Below are 14,059 nucleotides of genomic sequence, written 5' to 3' on the forward strand. Positions count from 1 at the left end.
TCATCAGATGTGCCAGACCGTGGCCGCCCAGGCCGCCACGGGGCTGTTGTTGAGGACTAGGACGTGGTCGCCGGGGCCGACGTCGCCGTCGGCGAGCAGCCGGTCCAGGTTGAGCACGACATCCATCGCGCCGAGGTGGCCGTACTCGGTCAGCTGCCGCTGGCAGACCGGGTGGATGGGCAGCCCGAGCAGGGACTGGTAGAAGCCGTAGGCGCTCGCGGTCACGTTCTGCATCAGCGTCGCGGCGACTTCGGCCTTGGTGATCCCGGCGTCGGCGAGGACGGTTTCGACCATCCGGCCGAGCCGCTGCCGGCTGTGCAGCGCCAGCTCGAACCGGTACTGGTCGGGTGACTTGCACTCCTCGCGCCACTCGTACCAGGGGGATTGCTTGTAGTCCACCTGGAACAGGTCGTGGAACGTGCCGTCGCTCTCCTGCCGGTGCGCCACCAGGGCCGGTCGGCCGTCCCGGACGATGGTCATCGCGTACGCGCCGTCGCCGATAACCGTCACCGGGAAGCGCACCCGGTCCACCCCGGTGGGGCGGCTGGCATGCGCGATCAGCACGCTCTGCCGGGTCGGGTCAGCGACCAGGAGATCCCGGGCCAACGCCCAGGCGGCGCTGGAGCCGGTGCAGCCGAGACCGTCGAGTGTGAAGGCGAAGGCGCGGTCGAAGCCGCCGTGCAGCTGCAACCGCCCCGAGTCGGAGCCGAGCAGGACGTCCGGGGCGCGCGACCCCACCATGATCAGCAAGTCCGGGTCCAGCGGCGTCGCCTTGCCCAGCTCCTGACATGCCTGGACGGCGAAGTCCGTGGTCGGAGCGTCCGGGAACACGCCGACGCGGTCGATCCCGCAGGTGGTGACGAACTCGCGCTCCTCGGTCCGCAGCGAGTCGACCTCGGGCAGCGCGGTGACGGGGGTGGAATCCGCTGGCAGGACGCAGCGGATCGCACCGATGCCCACGGTCATGACCAGGCCGCCAGCGCGTGGTCGGCCAGCATCAGCTGGGACATCTCGTTGCTCCCCTCGATGAGCTCCATGAGCTTGGCGTCCCGGTACGCGCGGGCCACCGGGTGCCCGTCGCGGCTGCCGGCGGACGCGAGGACCTGCACCGCCGCGCTCGCCCCCTCGGCGGCCCGGGTCGCGGCGAAGTGCTTGGCCAGCACGGCGGCCATGACCAGGTCGGACGTGCGGGCGTCCCAACACCGGCTGACGTGTTCGCACAGCCTGGTCGCGGCCTGCTCGGCGACCGTCAACTCCGCCAGGTGACGCCGCACGAGTTGGTGGGACGAGAGCATGGCCCCGCCCTGGGCCCGGGAGCTGGCGTGCCGGGCGGCTTCGGCCAGGCAACTGCGGAGGATCCCCACACAACCCCAGGCCACCGAGACCCGGCCGTACGTCAGTGCCGTGGTGGCGATCAGGCCCAGTGGCATGGCCGCCCCGCCAAGCACCGCGTCCCTCGGCAGGCGTACCCCGTCGAGGTGGACGTCGGCGTGGCCGGCGGCCCGGCAGCCGAGCGGGTCGGCCACCCGCTCGATGCGCACGCCCGGCGCGTCCGTCGGCACCAGCACCGCCGCCGCATCGTCGCCGAACCGGCCGAAGACCACCAGCAGGTCGGCGTAGGCGCCAACGGTGATCCACACCTTCCGCCCGTCGATCCTGAGGCCGGAGCCGTCCTCGCTGATCCGGGTGCTCATCGCGGAGAGGTCGCTGCCCGCCTGGGGCTCGCTGAAGGCGACCCCGGCGAGGCTGCCACCGGTCAACGCGGCCAGGTGGGTACGCCGTTGGGCGGCCGAGCCGAGGCGCATGATGGTCCACGCCGCCATGCCCTGGGAGGTGAGGACGCTCCGCAGCGAGCTGCACCGGGCCCCGGTGGCGGCGGTCAGCTCGCCGTTGTCCAGGCTGGACAGGCCGAGGCCGCCGTACTCCTGGGGGATCTGCGCGCAGAGCACCCCCTTGGTGCCCAGCTCGCGCAGGGTCTCCAGCGGAATCCGGCCGGTGCGGTCCCAGGTCTCCGCGCGATCGCCGACGGCGATGGCGACCAGCTCCGCAGCCTCGGACCACCGCTCAGTCATCGGACTCCCCACGCAGCCGCAGGACCAGCTCGGTCATCCGGTCGACCGTCCGGAAGTTGTCGAGCCGGAGGTCGGGGCCGCCGATGGCGACGTCGAACGTCGACTCGATGTGCACCACCAGCTCCAGCGCGAACAGCGACGAGACCAGGCCGGCGGCGAAGATGTCGAGGTCCGGCTCGATGTCCCGCTTGGTCTGGCGCTCCAGGAAGGCGGTGAGCTTGCCGCAGATCGATCCCGGGCTGAGGATGTGCTGGTTGGTGGTGGATGAGCTCACTTGGTCCCCCTGTGCTCGTAGAAGCCACGCCCGGTCTTGCGACCGAAGTCGCCGTCGGCGACCTTGGCCAGCAGCAGCGCGGATGGCTCGTAACCCTGGTCGCCCGTGCGATCGCGGAGCACCCGCAGCGAGTCGACGACGTTGTCCAGGCCGATCAGGTCGGCCGTGGCCAGCGGCCCGGTGCGGTGCCCGAGGCAGCCAGTGAAGAGCAGGTCGATCTCCTCGGGCGTGGCGAGCCCCTCGTCGGCGATGCGGGCCGCCTCGTTGATCATCCGCTGCAGCACCCGGTTGATCACGAATCCCGGCCCGTCTCCGACCACCACGACCTCCCGGCCCATGCTGGCCAGGAAGTCCCGGGCCACGGCCAGCGCGGCGGCGGAACTGCGTGGCCCGCGAATCACCTCCACCGTCTTGATCAGGTACGGCGGGTTCATGAAGTGGGCACCGACGGTGCGCTCGGGGTGGGCGACCGCCCCGGCCAGCTCGTCCACTGGGATGGCGGAGGTGTTGGTGAGCACCAGCGCCTCCGGGCCGATGAGCGCGGAGATCTCGGCGAGCACCTTGGCCTTGACGTCGGCGAGTTCGGTGACGGCCTCGACGACCACGTCGGCGTCGGCGACGTCGGCGAGTTCCACGGTGGTACGCAGCTCGGCCACGTCAGTCCCGGTCTGCACCCCCATCAGCCGGGCCAGCCTCAGGTGGCGGGTGACCTCGTCCCGGGCCCGCTCCAGCACGGCCCGATCGACGTCGACCAGGGTCACCGGCAGGCCGTGCCCGACGGCGAGGGCGGCGATGGAGGTGCCCATCACTCCCGCGCCCAGCACGGTGACATGTCGCTGCTTCATACCCGCTCCTCGATCGCGTTGACGTCATCGCCCCGCCGCCCGGCGAGCTTGGGCAGGAGCGCGGCGAACTCCTCGTGTCGTTCGGCCAAGAAGACCAGGCCCCGGCGCAGCTGCTCGGGGGTGATGGCGGCGGAGAGGCCCTGCTTGCGCAGCCAGGGCTGCCAGCCCCGGACCTGCACGTCGTCCTCGGCCAGCTCGTGCCCCTCCAGCTCGTAGAGGGCCACGGCCGACATGACCTCGCTGCCGCCGTCCAGCGCCCGTTCGGCCACCCGCCGTTGCCACTGCGGCAGCGGCAGCGGCTCGGTCGTCAGGCCGGCCCGGCCGAGCATGTCGAACAGCTCCCGGGTGCTGATCGCACGCTCGTCGGCCAAGTGGTAGACCCTGCCGACCGAGGACGGCGACAGCGCCAGGGACACGACCGCCCGGGCGATCACGTCGACCGGGGAGACCGGTTCGGCGCGCTCGTCGGTGGGATGGGCGCCGACGGCGAGGCCGCTGGCGAGCATCCGCCAGACCAGGTCCTTGTTGTTGCAGGCACCGGTGTCCCCGGCCGCCATGATCAGACCGGGCCGGAACACCCGGCCGCGTACGCCGATCTCCTCGGCCTTCTCCAACAGCCGCTCGCCGACCCACTTGCTGACCCCGTAGCCGCCGAGGTCGGGGTGCAGGGGCTGCTTGCGGGTCTCCAGCCGGGTGCCCGCCGTGCCCGACCCCGCGCCGGTCGCGGCCAACGTCGACACGTAGCTGAAGTCGCGGATGCCGTGCCGGCACATCCAGTTCAGCAAGCCCGCCATCGGCAGGACGTTGTCCTCCCGCAGCGTCCGGTACGGCTCGGTGAAGACCACCCGGGCCGCGCAGTGCAGCACGTGCCCGACCTGGTCGGCAAGCTCGCCGTCGAGGTCCACGGCACCCGTGCCGGCGAAGGCCCGCAGGTCCGCCGGGACGACCCGGACCAGGTCGGGGTCCGGCTCCGGCAGGGCCAACCGTGCGGCAGTCTCGCGCAACCGCCGCATACCCTCCCGCTCGTCCGACGCCCGCACCACGCAGTGGACGCGTCGGCCGGCGCGCTGCAACTCGTGCAGGAGGAAGGCACCGAGATAGCCTGCGGCCCCGGTGAGCAGCACGTCCCGGCCCGGGGCGCGGCGCTGCGCCATCGGTCCGATCGACAACGCCAGGTCCGCGTCGATCAGCTCGCCGTCCCGGTCGGCCGCGCTCTGCCGGTCGGGGGTGACGCCGGCCCGGACGATCTCGGCGAGCCGGCGCACCGTGGCCCGGCTGCCGCCGGCGCGGTGCAGGTTGATCAGTACGCCGTACTGCTGCTGGATCCGCAACACCATCTGCACCGACAGCAGCGACGTGCCGCCCAGCGCGCCGAACTCGTCGTCCAGCCCGACGTCCCCCCGGTCGAACAGCTCCCGCCAGATGCCGGCGACGCTCTCCTCGATCGAGTCCCCCGCCGTCGCCCGCTCCGCACCGACAGGCGCGGGTGCCGGTTGCCGGCGGAACACGTCGAGGTGGTCCAGTGGCCAGTACCGCTTGCGCTGGAACGGGTACGTCGACAGGCGAAGCCGCCGCCCCCGGTTACCGCTGACCGCCTCCCAGTCGACCGTCACCCCGTGCAGCCAGGCGGTGCTCAACGCGCTGTCCCAGCCGTCGTCCCCGGCGGGCACCAGGACCCCCCGCGAGTCGGCCAGGTCTGGTTCGCCACCGGCTTCCTCCAGCACCACCGCGTACCGGTCTCCGGCGAGGTCGAGCCTGTCGACCACGGCCGAGCCGGGCAGCGCGGCCCGCAGCGCGTCCAGCCTCGTGGACACCGCCTGCTCCCCCGCCACGATGACGGCGGTGCGGCGGACGGCCCGGACCGTACGGACGGCCGGAGGGCGGGGCAACCGCAGCGCCGCCGCGAGCCGGTCGGCCGGGGCGGTCACCACCCGCCGCTCGTCGAAGACCGCCCGCCCGACCCGCAGGGTGTACGCGACGTCCGCCGCCTGCGCGGGGTCGCTGTCCAGCCGATCGGCCAGCGCCCGGCACAGCTGATCCAGCTCCACCCGATTGCGGGCGGAGACGTTCAACCGGACGACGGGTGCGGACGGCGCGGACGGCCGGCTCAGCACGGGCGGGGCGGCCACCACCATGGTGGCGTTGGTGCCACCCACGCCCATCGAGTTGACCAGCACCAGGCGCTCCGGGTCGGGACACTCGCGGCGGGTGGTGGTGATGAAGAACGGGCTCTTCTCCAGCTCCGCCGGATCGCGGGCCACGTCGAACGTCGGGTGCGGGGGCAGCGAGCCGGTGCCGGCCACATGGACCGCCTTGATCAACCCGGCGATGCCGGCGGCCGGACCGAGGTGCCCGATGTTGGACATCACCGAGCCGAGGCCGCAGTAGCCCACCTCGTCGGTGCTGCGCCGGAACGCGTCGGTCAGAGCCAGCAGCTCGATGTGGTCGCCCAGCGGCGTACCGGTGCCGTGGGCCTCGACGTACCGGACCGCATCGGCGGAGACGCCCGCGACCGACAGCGCCGCCGCGATCACGTCGGCCACCCCGTCGAGGTTCGGGGCGGCGTAGCCGAGTCGCGCGCCACCGTCGTTGCCGACCGCCGAGCCGCGCAGCACGGCCAGCACGGGGTTGCCGTCGGCGAGTGCGTCGGCGAGCCGGCGCAGGGCCACCACCCCGACCCCGGAGCCGTACGTGGTGCCGCTGCTGCTCGCGTCGAAGGACCGGATGTAGCCGTCCTCGGAGACCCAGGCCCCGGGGATCGGCTGGTATCCGAGCAGCGGCTCCACGACGGTCGCGCCACCGGCGAGCACCACGTCGCACTCCCCGGCGAGCAGACTCAGGATGCCGTAGTGCACCGCGTACAACGACGAGGAGCATCCCGTCTGGACACTGACCGATGGCCCACGCAGACCGAGCTTGTAGGCCGTCCGCGAGGTCATGAAGTCGGCCTGCCCCCCGACGGTGAGGTCGAGGTCCCCGATCGCGGCCGCCAGCCCGTGGTCACGGACCTTGGCGGCGAAGACCGCCGCGGAGTAGTTGCCGGCGGCGCTGCTGGCGAAGACGCCGGTCACCAGGCGGTCCGCGCCTGGTGCCAGCCCCGCCGACTCCAGCGCCTCCCAGCAGGACTCCAGGAAGATGCGCTGCTGCGGGTCGATGGCGTCGACCTCCCGGGGGGCGTACCCGAAGAAGTCGGCGGCGAAGTCGGCCACCCCCGGCAGGGTCGCGCCGACCCGGACGAAGCCCGGCTGGCGCATCTCCTCCTCGCTGTGGCCGGCCGCGCGCAGTTGCTCGTCGGTCAGTTCCCGCATGGACACCACGCCGGTGTCGATGTTGCGCCAGTACTGCTCGGGGTTCCATGCGTCGGGGAAGCGGCAGGCCGTCCCCACGACGGCGATGTCGGTGTCGGATATCTCGGTCATGACGGGCGAGGAACCTCCGCAGTACGGGCCCGGCCGAGCAGGGCGCGGCGCTGGCTGGCGCCGGTCACCTGTGGCCGCACCTCCTCGCCGACGCCGGCCAGCAGCCTGGCCTGCGCCCGGATCGTGGCGTGCTGGAACAGGTCGGACACCCGCAACGACCGCTCGGTGAGCTGGTGCAGGTCCTCCCAGAGCATGATGAGCAGCAGCGAACTGCCGCCGGCCTCCAGGAAGTTCTGGTCCGGGTCGAGGCGCTCCGGGTCGTCGACGTCGAGTACCTCGGCCCAGGCGGCCCTGACCCGATCGAACAGTTGGTCCTCCGTCAGGGTGGTCAATGTCCCTCCAGTGGTCGAGCGGTGGGCTGCCGGATGACGTCGTCCGCTGCGGTGATGACCGCGTGCAGAACGGCTTGTGCGGTGACCGGGTCGAACAGGGCGGCGGAGTACAGCAACTCCCACCGCAGGTCCTGCCGCCGATCGACGACGGAAAGTTCGATCTCGTACTTGAGGTGCAGTGGGTCGAGCGGGCGGATCGTGGCGGTGACGTCCGGCCCAAGGTCCGGGGCCGACAGCTCGCCGTCCTCGGCGCTGAGGTAGACCGGCGTCACCGGCGGTCGACCGAGGTCGCGGTCGGGATGCAACGCCGCAGCGACTGCGTCGAACGGCGCCGCGGAGTGCCGGAAGCTGAGGTTGGCCGCGTCCCGCACCCGAGCCAGCAGCTCCTGCCAGGTCGGCTCGCCACTGACGTCGGCGCGCAGCACGAGCGTGTCGATGAACAGACCCACCGCGTCGGCGCTACGCGCCCCCGTCCGCTGCGACCAGGGGAAGGCGAACAGGAAGTCCCGCTGGCCACCGACGCGGGCCAGCGCCACCGCCAGCAGCGCGGCCGAGACCATGAACATGGTGCAGCCGGCGTCGGCCGCGACCTTGCGCAGCCGATCGGCGCGGGTCGGGTCGAGGTCGTACGTCAGCCGGCCCGCCCGGGTCTCCTGGGTGTCGCTCCGGCCCCTGTCGTACGGCAGGATCACGTCCACCGGCGCACCGGCGAGCGCCTGCACCACAGCCCGCGTATCGGCCTGCGCGATGTCGTCGGGGTCGGTGTGGCCGGTCCCGGCCACCGGCTCGGGCAGCCCTTCGCTCCGATACGCCGCTGCGATCTGTCGCATCAGCAGATGCCTTGACCAGCCGTCGAAGACGATGTGGTGGACGACGACGACGAGGATGACGTCCCGCCCGCCCCGGTCCAGCAGATGCGCCCGAGCGGGGGCGGCGCGCGCCAGGTCGAAGCCGGCCCAGCTCCACTCCGCCACGGCCTCGCGCACCTGCTCGCCGGTCCAACCGGCGGCGTCCACCACGGTGACCTCACCGGCGGGGCCGTCGGTGCGGTAGTAGACCCGCCGCTGCCGACGGTCGAGCTCGAAGCGGGCCCGCAGCGCCGGATGCCGGGCGAACACGGTCTCGACGGCGGCGCGCAGCCGCTCGACGTCGACCTCACCGGCGAAGTCCACCACGGTGGGGACCAGGTACGCCTGCCGCAGCCACGGCAGGCGATCGATGGACCAGAAGCGTTGCTGCGCCGGGCTGGTGACCTGCCTGCCGTCGCTTCCCGCCGGCGTCGCGACGGCCACCCGGGGCGGAGCCACGAGCAGCCGGGCCAGCCCGGCCACCGTCGGGTCGGCCAGGAACTCTCGCGCCGACAGGACAATGCCGTCCTGTCGTTCGATCCGGCGCAGCATGGTGACGACCAGCAAGGAGTGGCCGCCGACGGTGAAGAAGTCGGTCGCCGGGGTCAACCCGGCCACGATCACCTCCGCGGGCTCCTCGACGAGGTCGGTCAACGCCACGGCGAAACACTCGGCGGCCCGGCGCACCGCCGCTTCCGGCACCGGGAACACCGTGGCCGTCGCGGGTGCCGGTGCCGGTGCCACCGTCGTCGTCGTCCAGGCCGGATCCGGACCGAACCGGACCAGCTCCGCCAGGGGTACGGAAAACCGCTCCGTCACGGCCCCGAGCAACCCGAGGTACGCCTCGGCCAGCGCCGCCACCACCGTCCGGGGATAGCGGGCCAGGTCGTACTCCCAGCGGGCGTACCAGCCGTCGGCCCGCTCCTCGACGGTGAGCATCAGGTCGAACTTGGCGGTGCCGTTGGGCAGCACCTCGGGCAGCACCCAGCGCACCGGCACCTCCGGGCCGGGCACGGGGAAGTTCTGCAGGGCGAAGGCGACCTCGACCAGCTCGGTACGCGCCGCAGCGGTGAGCTGGTGAAACGGCAGACGTTGGTAGAGCAGGGTGCGGAACGCCTCGCCCCGCGCCTGGGCGCACAACTGCGCGAAGTCGTCCGCCTCGCCCAACCGGGCCCGCAGCGGCACGGTGTTGACGAAGAAGCCGACCACGTCGTCGGCCTCGGGACCGGGCCGGTTGGCGGCGATCACCCCGTACCGGAAGCTGTCACGCCCGGACCAGAGGCTCAGCAACACCTGGAACCCGGTGCCGAACAGCACGAACGGCGTGAGGCGGTGTTCGGCGGCAAGTTCGGTGGCGCGGTCCCACAGCCCTGCGGGTAGGGCGGTGACCACCTCGTCGCCCGCCCGCACCACCGCGCGCCCTGATCCGCCGGGCAGCGCGCCGGCCAGGGTGAGCCCGGGCCCGGCGGCGAGGAGTTCCACCGCCCGCTCCGCCACCGCGGCGCGCGCGTCGGGCCGGTGCCCGGCCTCCCGGTCGCGCCGCGCCAGCTCGACGAAGCGGGCCGGAACGGCCGGCAGGTCAGGCCGCCGGCCGTCGACGCCGGCCGCGTACGCCGTCGCGAGGTCGGCGCAGAGCCGCCCCATCGACCAGCCGTCGAAGGCGATGTGGTGCAGGACCAGCAGCACCGCGTCGCCGCCGGTGAGGCCGGTGAACGCGGCGCAGCGCAGCACCTGGCCGGTGGACAGGTCGAGCGGCGTGGCGCAGAGTTGGCGTACCTCGTCCTCGACGTCGGCCCAGGACCTGCCAGGGGCCCGAACGACTCGGACCGCAACGTCGGCCGCCGGGCCGACGAACTGCTCCGGCTCGTCGCCGCGCAGCCGGTAGCCGGTCCGCAGGGGTTCGTGCCGGCCCACCACTGCGGTCAGCGCGGCACCGAGCACCGCCAGGTCGACCCGGCCCTGCCAGCGCAGCAGCACAGGAACGAGGTAGGTGGCCGCGTCGGGGGCGGCGGCGTCGATCAGCCACAACCGCTCCTGCGCGAAGGACAGCGGACCACACTCCGGGCGGTCAGTCTGCGGGCCGCTGACCTGTGGGATATCGGTCTCGGGCACCGACCGGGGCGCTCGAGTGTCCATTCGTGTTCCTCCCGTTACCTGCGCTCGCCGAGGTCGCTACAGCGACCGGCTCCGCACGTCCGCGTGCTCCGGATGGTCGATCAGTGAGCGCGCTCGAGCGCGACCCTGATCTGGTTGGCGAGGTGGGCGAACGACTCGGCCAACAGCACGTCGTGCGGCTCGGATCGGACGCCGAGGCGGTCCTGGACCCGCCCCGCGAGCTGGACCGCCATGATGGAATTGCCGCCCATCTCTAGGAAGTTGCGGGTCGCGGTGGGCTCGCTGCCGACCACGTCCCGCCAGATCACCCGCAGGGCGGCGGTCACCGGATCGGTCTCCGGCCCGACGGCGGCCTCCGGCCCGGCCGGACCGGAGGCTGCGGCGTCCGGGCCGGACTCCGCCAATAGCCGGGCGATCGCGGCACGGTCCACCTTGCCGGTCGGGCCGATCGGCGGTCGATCGAGCGGAACCCACCGGGAGGGCACCATGTAGTCGGGGACCTGCTCGGCCAACCGCCGGGCCAACTCGGTGAGATCCAGCTCCTCGGCCGCCGGCACGACAGCCACGGCAAGCAGCGCCTGCGGCCCGTCGCCGAGTTTCTCGGCGTACGCCGCGTCGGCCAGGCCGGTCGCGGTGACGGCCAGCTCGATCTCGTCCAGCTCGATTCGGAAGCCGCGCACCTTTACCTGCCGATCACGCCGGCCCAGCACCTCGAAGACACCACCGGGAAGCCGGCGGGCCAGGTCGCCGGAGCGGTAGAGCCGCTCGTCGGTGCCCGGCCGGGTGATGAACCGCTCGGCGGTCAGGTCGGGACGGCCCAGGTAGCCCAAGGCGACGCCGGGACCACCTATGTACAGTTCTCCGACCTCGCCCGGCGTGACCTCGGTGAGGTCCGGGCCGAGCACATGCAGGCTGGTGCGCTGGAGGGGACGACCCACCGGGACCCGGTCCCGGCCGGCCAGGCTCTCCAGGGTGCAGTCGTGGAATGCGGCGAAGGTGGTGGTCTCGGTCGGGCCATACCCGTTGACCAGCCGCGCGGGCGGCGAGCCGGCGAGCAACCGCCGTACGGCGGACAGGTCGAGCTGCTCACCGCCGACGAGAACGGTGCCGACGGTCCGCAGTGCGGCCGGACGTTCCCGGGCGATCATGTGGAACAACGAGGTGGTCAGGAACAGCACATCGACCGACAGGCCGTCCAGACGCGTCGTCCACTCGTCGAGGGGCAGGTCGGTCACCGCGGGCAGGGGCACCACACAGCCGCCGGCGGCGAGCGCGCCCCAGACCTCGAAGGTGCTGGCGTCGAATGCCGGATTCGAGGTGTGGGCCACGCGATCACCGGGCGCGACGGTGCAGAACAGCGGCTCGACCACCAGCCGACCCACCGCCCGGTGCGGAACCACGACCCCCTTCGGCTCCCCGGTCGAGCCGGACGTGAACATGACGTAGATCGGGTCGTCCGCGTCGATCGGGTCCGGAACCGGGCAGGGTGCAGTCGGATCGTCGGCTGCCGCCGGGTCGACCCGCCGGGCGGTACCGAGCCACGGCTCGTCCTGATCGGCGATCACGACGGAGACGCCCGCAGCGTCAAGCGTCCGGCGCACCCGGTCCACCGGTGCCGCAGGGTCGACCGGCAGGTACGCCGCGCCGGCACGCGCCACCGCGAGCATCGCCACGATCAACGATCGTCCGCGCGGCAGGGAAAGGGCGACCACCTCGCCCCGACCCACACCCAACCGGCGAAGGTAGGCGGCCAACGCGCCGGAGGATCGCCACAATTGTGCGTAGCTCATCGCTTCTTCACAGGCCGGGTCGAAAATAGCCGGGCTATCCGGTCGGCTCTGGACCCAGTGCTCCACGAGTGACGGCACCGCTCGCGAACATTCTGCTGGCAACACATTCCCCCCTGAATGCGCTAGCGACAATGAGCAAGGGCATCACGGATGACAATGCTTCCCCGCAGTAGTCCCGCGCCACATTACCAAGACGACACCGAGCGAAATAGTGATACATGTCACATTGATTGGAAGGATCGGTCGCCACTGTGGAGGAAAAAGATGGCGATATAGCACCATTTTCGATCACCTAGAGTGAAAGAGTGGAGCCGCTGCGCATCGAGGCAGCCTCGGGCGCTGGCGGGCCACAAAGCGCCCCACCACAGCCACGACCTGCAATTTCCCGACAACGCGACACCCCCGCCCGGACGCCTGAGAACAATCCGCCGCCCCCCATGACGGAAAGTAGCCACCCCCCGCACCTGGGCCGAAGTCCGTTATCATCGCGGATGGTTCAACCATGAAATGAACCCTGCACCGACAATTCCGGACCATCCTCGAATTCTTCGCCGCGTACCGGCATTCATGCTGGTCAAACCCGATGTCGCCTACGTTGATTGCATTCATTTCGGTCAACCGGTCGATCGCTCCGTGCCCGCCCCCGGTCGATCGCGGGCCAGCGGCGACCAGAACGGAGGACAGACTCGTGAACCCACCCGTGTCAACGGTTGAACCCGACCAGTTCCGCCACATCCTGGGCCATTTCGCCACGGGCGTCACGACGGTGACGGCCCTCGATCCCGCATCCAACCGGCCGGTCGGCCTGACCGTGAACTCGTTCGCGTCCGTCTCGTTACGCCCGCCGCTGGTCTCCTTCTGCGTCAGCCAGTACAGCGGGAGTTGGCCGATCATGCGCGCCGCCGACCGGCTCTGCGTGAACATCCTCGGCGTCGAACAGCAGGCCGTCTGCGAACGCATGGCCGCCTCCCGGGTGGACCGCTTCCGGGACCTCGACTGGGAGCTGTCCCCTGGTGGCGCGCCGGTACTGGCCGGCGTGGTGGCATGGGTGGAGGGCGCCGTGGAAGCCGAACATGGCGCCGGCGACCACGTCATAGTCGTGCTGCGGGTGCACCACCTGCACGCCCGGATGGACGGGCAGCCCCTGCTGTTCCTCCGCGGTCGTTACGGCCGCTTCGCCTACTGAGCGCGACGAGATCCCACCCCCGGGCGTAGTAGCCGATCTCGGCCAGGTCCTGGTCCTCGTCGACCAAGCGCGCGAGCGCTTCGCGGTCACGCTCGATCGAGCCCGCCGCTCGGACGTCAGCCCGTCAGGCCGCGCCAGTGCTGTCTTCCACGCCCTGCAACGTAACGCCCGGAGGCAGGTGAAAGGTTGAGGCGGTGGGACTGAAGAAGGAGTTGGCGGCACGGCTTGCCGAGGCGCGCCTGGCTCAATGGCAGCGCGTCAACTACGGCGAGTGGCGCGCGATGCTCGACGACAAGGACGTACGCCAGGTCATCGGCGAGGACGGCAAGCGGTACACCGTGGTCAGCCGCGCTGTTGACGACGGCGGTGGGCGCATCCGCATGTCGGTCGCCGTGGATGACGGGACCTGGTCGGCGATCGCGCCGCTCGTGCGAGACCAGATCATGAATCCGGATGGCACGTTCGTCGAGTAGACCGAAGCTATCCCGTCTCCGACCGTGCAAGACAACGGCAGCCATGGTCTCCCCAGATCACCGAAGAACCACGGGCGACATTGAAACGGTCACGACAGGCTCGAATGTTGGGGCAGATCAAGCCTGCTGCGGGCCGGCAGCGCCGTCGTGTCCGGATTGAGCCGTCTTCCAGTGCGGTGGGCGGCCGTTCGCTCCGCCCACCCACGTCGACAGTGGCCCCTGATTCTGTCCTACGGACCGGCGCATGGCATTGACCAAGGCCAGTTGCGCTCGGGCCGGCGCCGCCATCGCTTGCTCGAACTGGTCCTGCGACAGCGGTGCGGTCGTCGTGTCAACCGCCGTGGTGACGTCCAAGAGTCGCTGCACCGCTTGGCCGAACTTGTCGATCTCGGCGGCGACCACGCTCGGGGCGACGAGGCTGGCCGACATCAATGCCGCGCTCCACGCCCCCCAGTCATAGTCCCAGCCCGTGCGCCCCAAGTGAGCGCGCCGCAAGATCATCGAGAACGTGGCGTACTCCCGCAGCAGGTCCTGATAGGCCATGAGTTGCCGGTCCCGTAGCCAGTGTCGGTCCTGTGCATGGCGGGTGAGCATCCCGCCGACGAACACACCGACAGTAGCCGAGAGCGCCCCGCCAACTGTCGTGACAACGACATCCAGCAATGCCATGAAACCTCCCCGTGACCAGCGGGCACGAGCATCGAC

Annotated in this window: 11 protein-coding genes; 2 read left to right on the forward strand and 9 right to left on the reverse strand. The window is 71.4% G+C overall.

The window, feature by feature from the left end; all coding sequences use genetic code 11:
• Positions 1-3: 3 nt before the first annotated feature.
• The 8 genes from IF46_RS0126595 to IF46_RS0126630 form a co-directional block, all read right to left on the reverse strand.
• Positions 4-966, reverse strand: a complete 963-nt coding sequence (locus tag IF46_RS0126595) for a 3-oxoacyl-[acyl-carrier-protein] synthase III C-terminal domain-containing protein (protein WP_030491120.1) — start codon at positions 964-966, stop codon at positions 4-6.
• Entirely contained in the window at positions 963-2,072 is a 1,110-nt protein-coding gene (locus IF46_RS0126600; RefSeq protein ID WP_030491121.1) for an acyl-CoA dehydrogenase family protein, read from the reverse strand. Before IF46_RS0126600 ends, IF46_RS0126595 begins: the two co-directional genes overlap by 4 nt.
• Positions 2,065-2,346, reverse strand: coding sequence for an acyl carrier protein (locus IF46_RS0126605; protein ID WP_036393355.1), 282 nt, complete (start codon positions 2,344-2,346; stop codon positions 2,065-2,067). The genes IF46_RS0126600 and IF46_RS0126605 overlap by 8 nt, the downstream gene beginning before the upstream one ends.
• Positions 2,343-3,191, reverse strand: a complete 849-nt coding sequence (locus tag IF46_RS0126610) for a 3-hydroxyacyl-CoA dehydrogenase family protein (protein ID WP_030491123.1) — start codon at positions 3,189-3,191, stop codon at positions 2,343-2,345. The genes IF46_RS0126605 and IF46_RS0126610 overlap by 4 nt, the downstream gene beginning before the upstream one ends.
• Positions 3,188-6,610, reverse strand: a complete 3,423-nt coding sequence (locus tag IF46_RS0126615; RefSeq protein ID WP_030491124.1) for a thioester reductase domain-containing protein — start codon at positions 6,608-6,610, stop codon at positions 3,188-3,190. Before IF46_RS0126615 ends, IF46_RS0126610 begins: the two co-directional genes overlap by 4 nt.
• A complete protein-coding gene (locus tag IF46_RS32860; protein ID WP_051724195.1) occupies positions 6,607-6,942 on the reverse strand; it encodes an acyl carrier protein in 336 nt (111 codons plus the stop codon). The genes IF46_RS0126615 and IF46_RS32860 overlap by 4 nt, the downstream gene beginning before the upstream one ends.
• Positions 6,939-9,926, reverse strand: coding sequence for a condensation domain-containing protein (locus tag IF46_RS0126625; protein ID WP_051724196.1), 2,988 nt, complete (start codon positions 9,924-9,926; stop codon positions 6,939-6,941). Before IF46_RS0126625 ends, IF46_RS32860 begins: the two co-directional genes overlap by 4 nt.
• Positions 9,927-10,006: 80 nt before the next feature.
• Positions 10,007-11,800 (reverse strand): non-ribosomal peptide synthetase, encoded by a 1,794-nt coding sequence (locus tag IF46_RS0126630; protein ID WP_332261504.1) that lies wholly within the window; start codon positions 11,798-11,800, stop codon positions 10,007-10,009.
• Between the two features lie 595 nt (positions 11,801-12,395).
• On the opposite strand from IF46_RS0126630, the gene IF46_RS0126635 reads away from it, so the two are divergent.
• On the forward strand, positions 12,396-12,881 hold the full coding sequence (locus tag IF46_RS0126635; RefSeq protein ID WP_232234174.1) for a flavin reductase family protein: 486 nt from the start codon (positions 12,396-12,398) through the stop codon (positions 12,879-12,881).
• 194 nt (positions 12,882-13,075) lie between these two features.
• Positions 13,076-13,354: a hypothetical protein gene (locus IF46_RS0126640; RefSeq protein WP_030491128.1), complete on the forward strand. Its 279-nt coding sequence runs from the start codon at positions 13,076-13,078 to the stop codon at positions 13,352-13,354.
• 117 nt (positions 13,355-13,471) lie between these two features.
• On the opposite strand, the gene IF46_RS0126645 is transcribed toward IF46_RS0126640, so the two are convergent.
• Positions 13,472-14,023, reverse strand: a complete 552-nt coding sequence (locus IF46_RS0126645) for a hypothetical protein (protein ID WP_198041544.1) — start codon at positions 14,021-14,023, stop codon at positions 13,472-13,474.
• Positions 14,024-14,059: the final 36 nt, after the last annotated feature.

Source organism: Micromonospora chokoriensis, assembly GCF_000718555.1.
In the GTDB taxonomy this organism is placed as follows: Bacteria; Actinomycetota; Actinomycetes; order Mycobacteriales; family Micromonosporaceae; genus Micromonospora; species Micromonospora chokoriensis_B.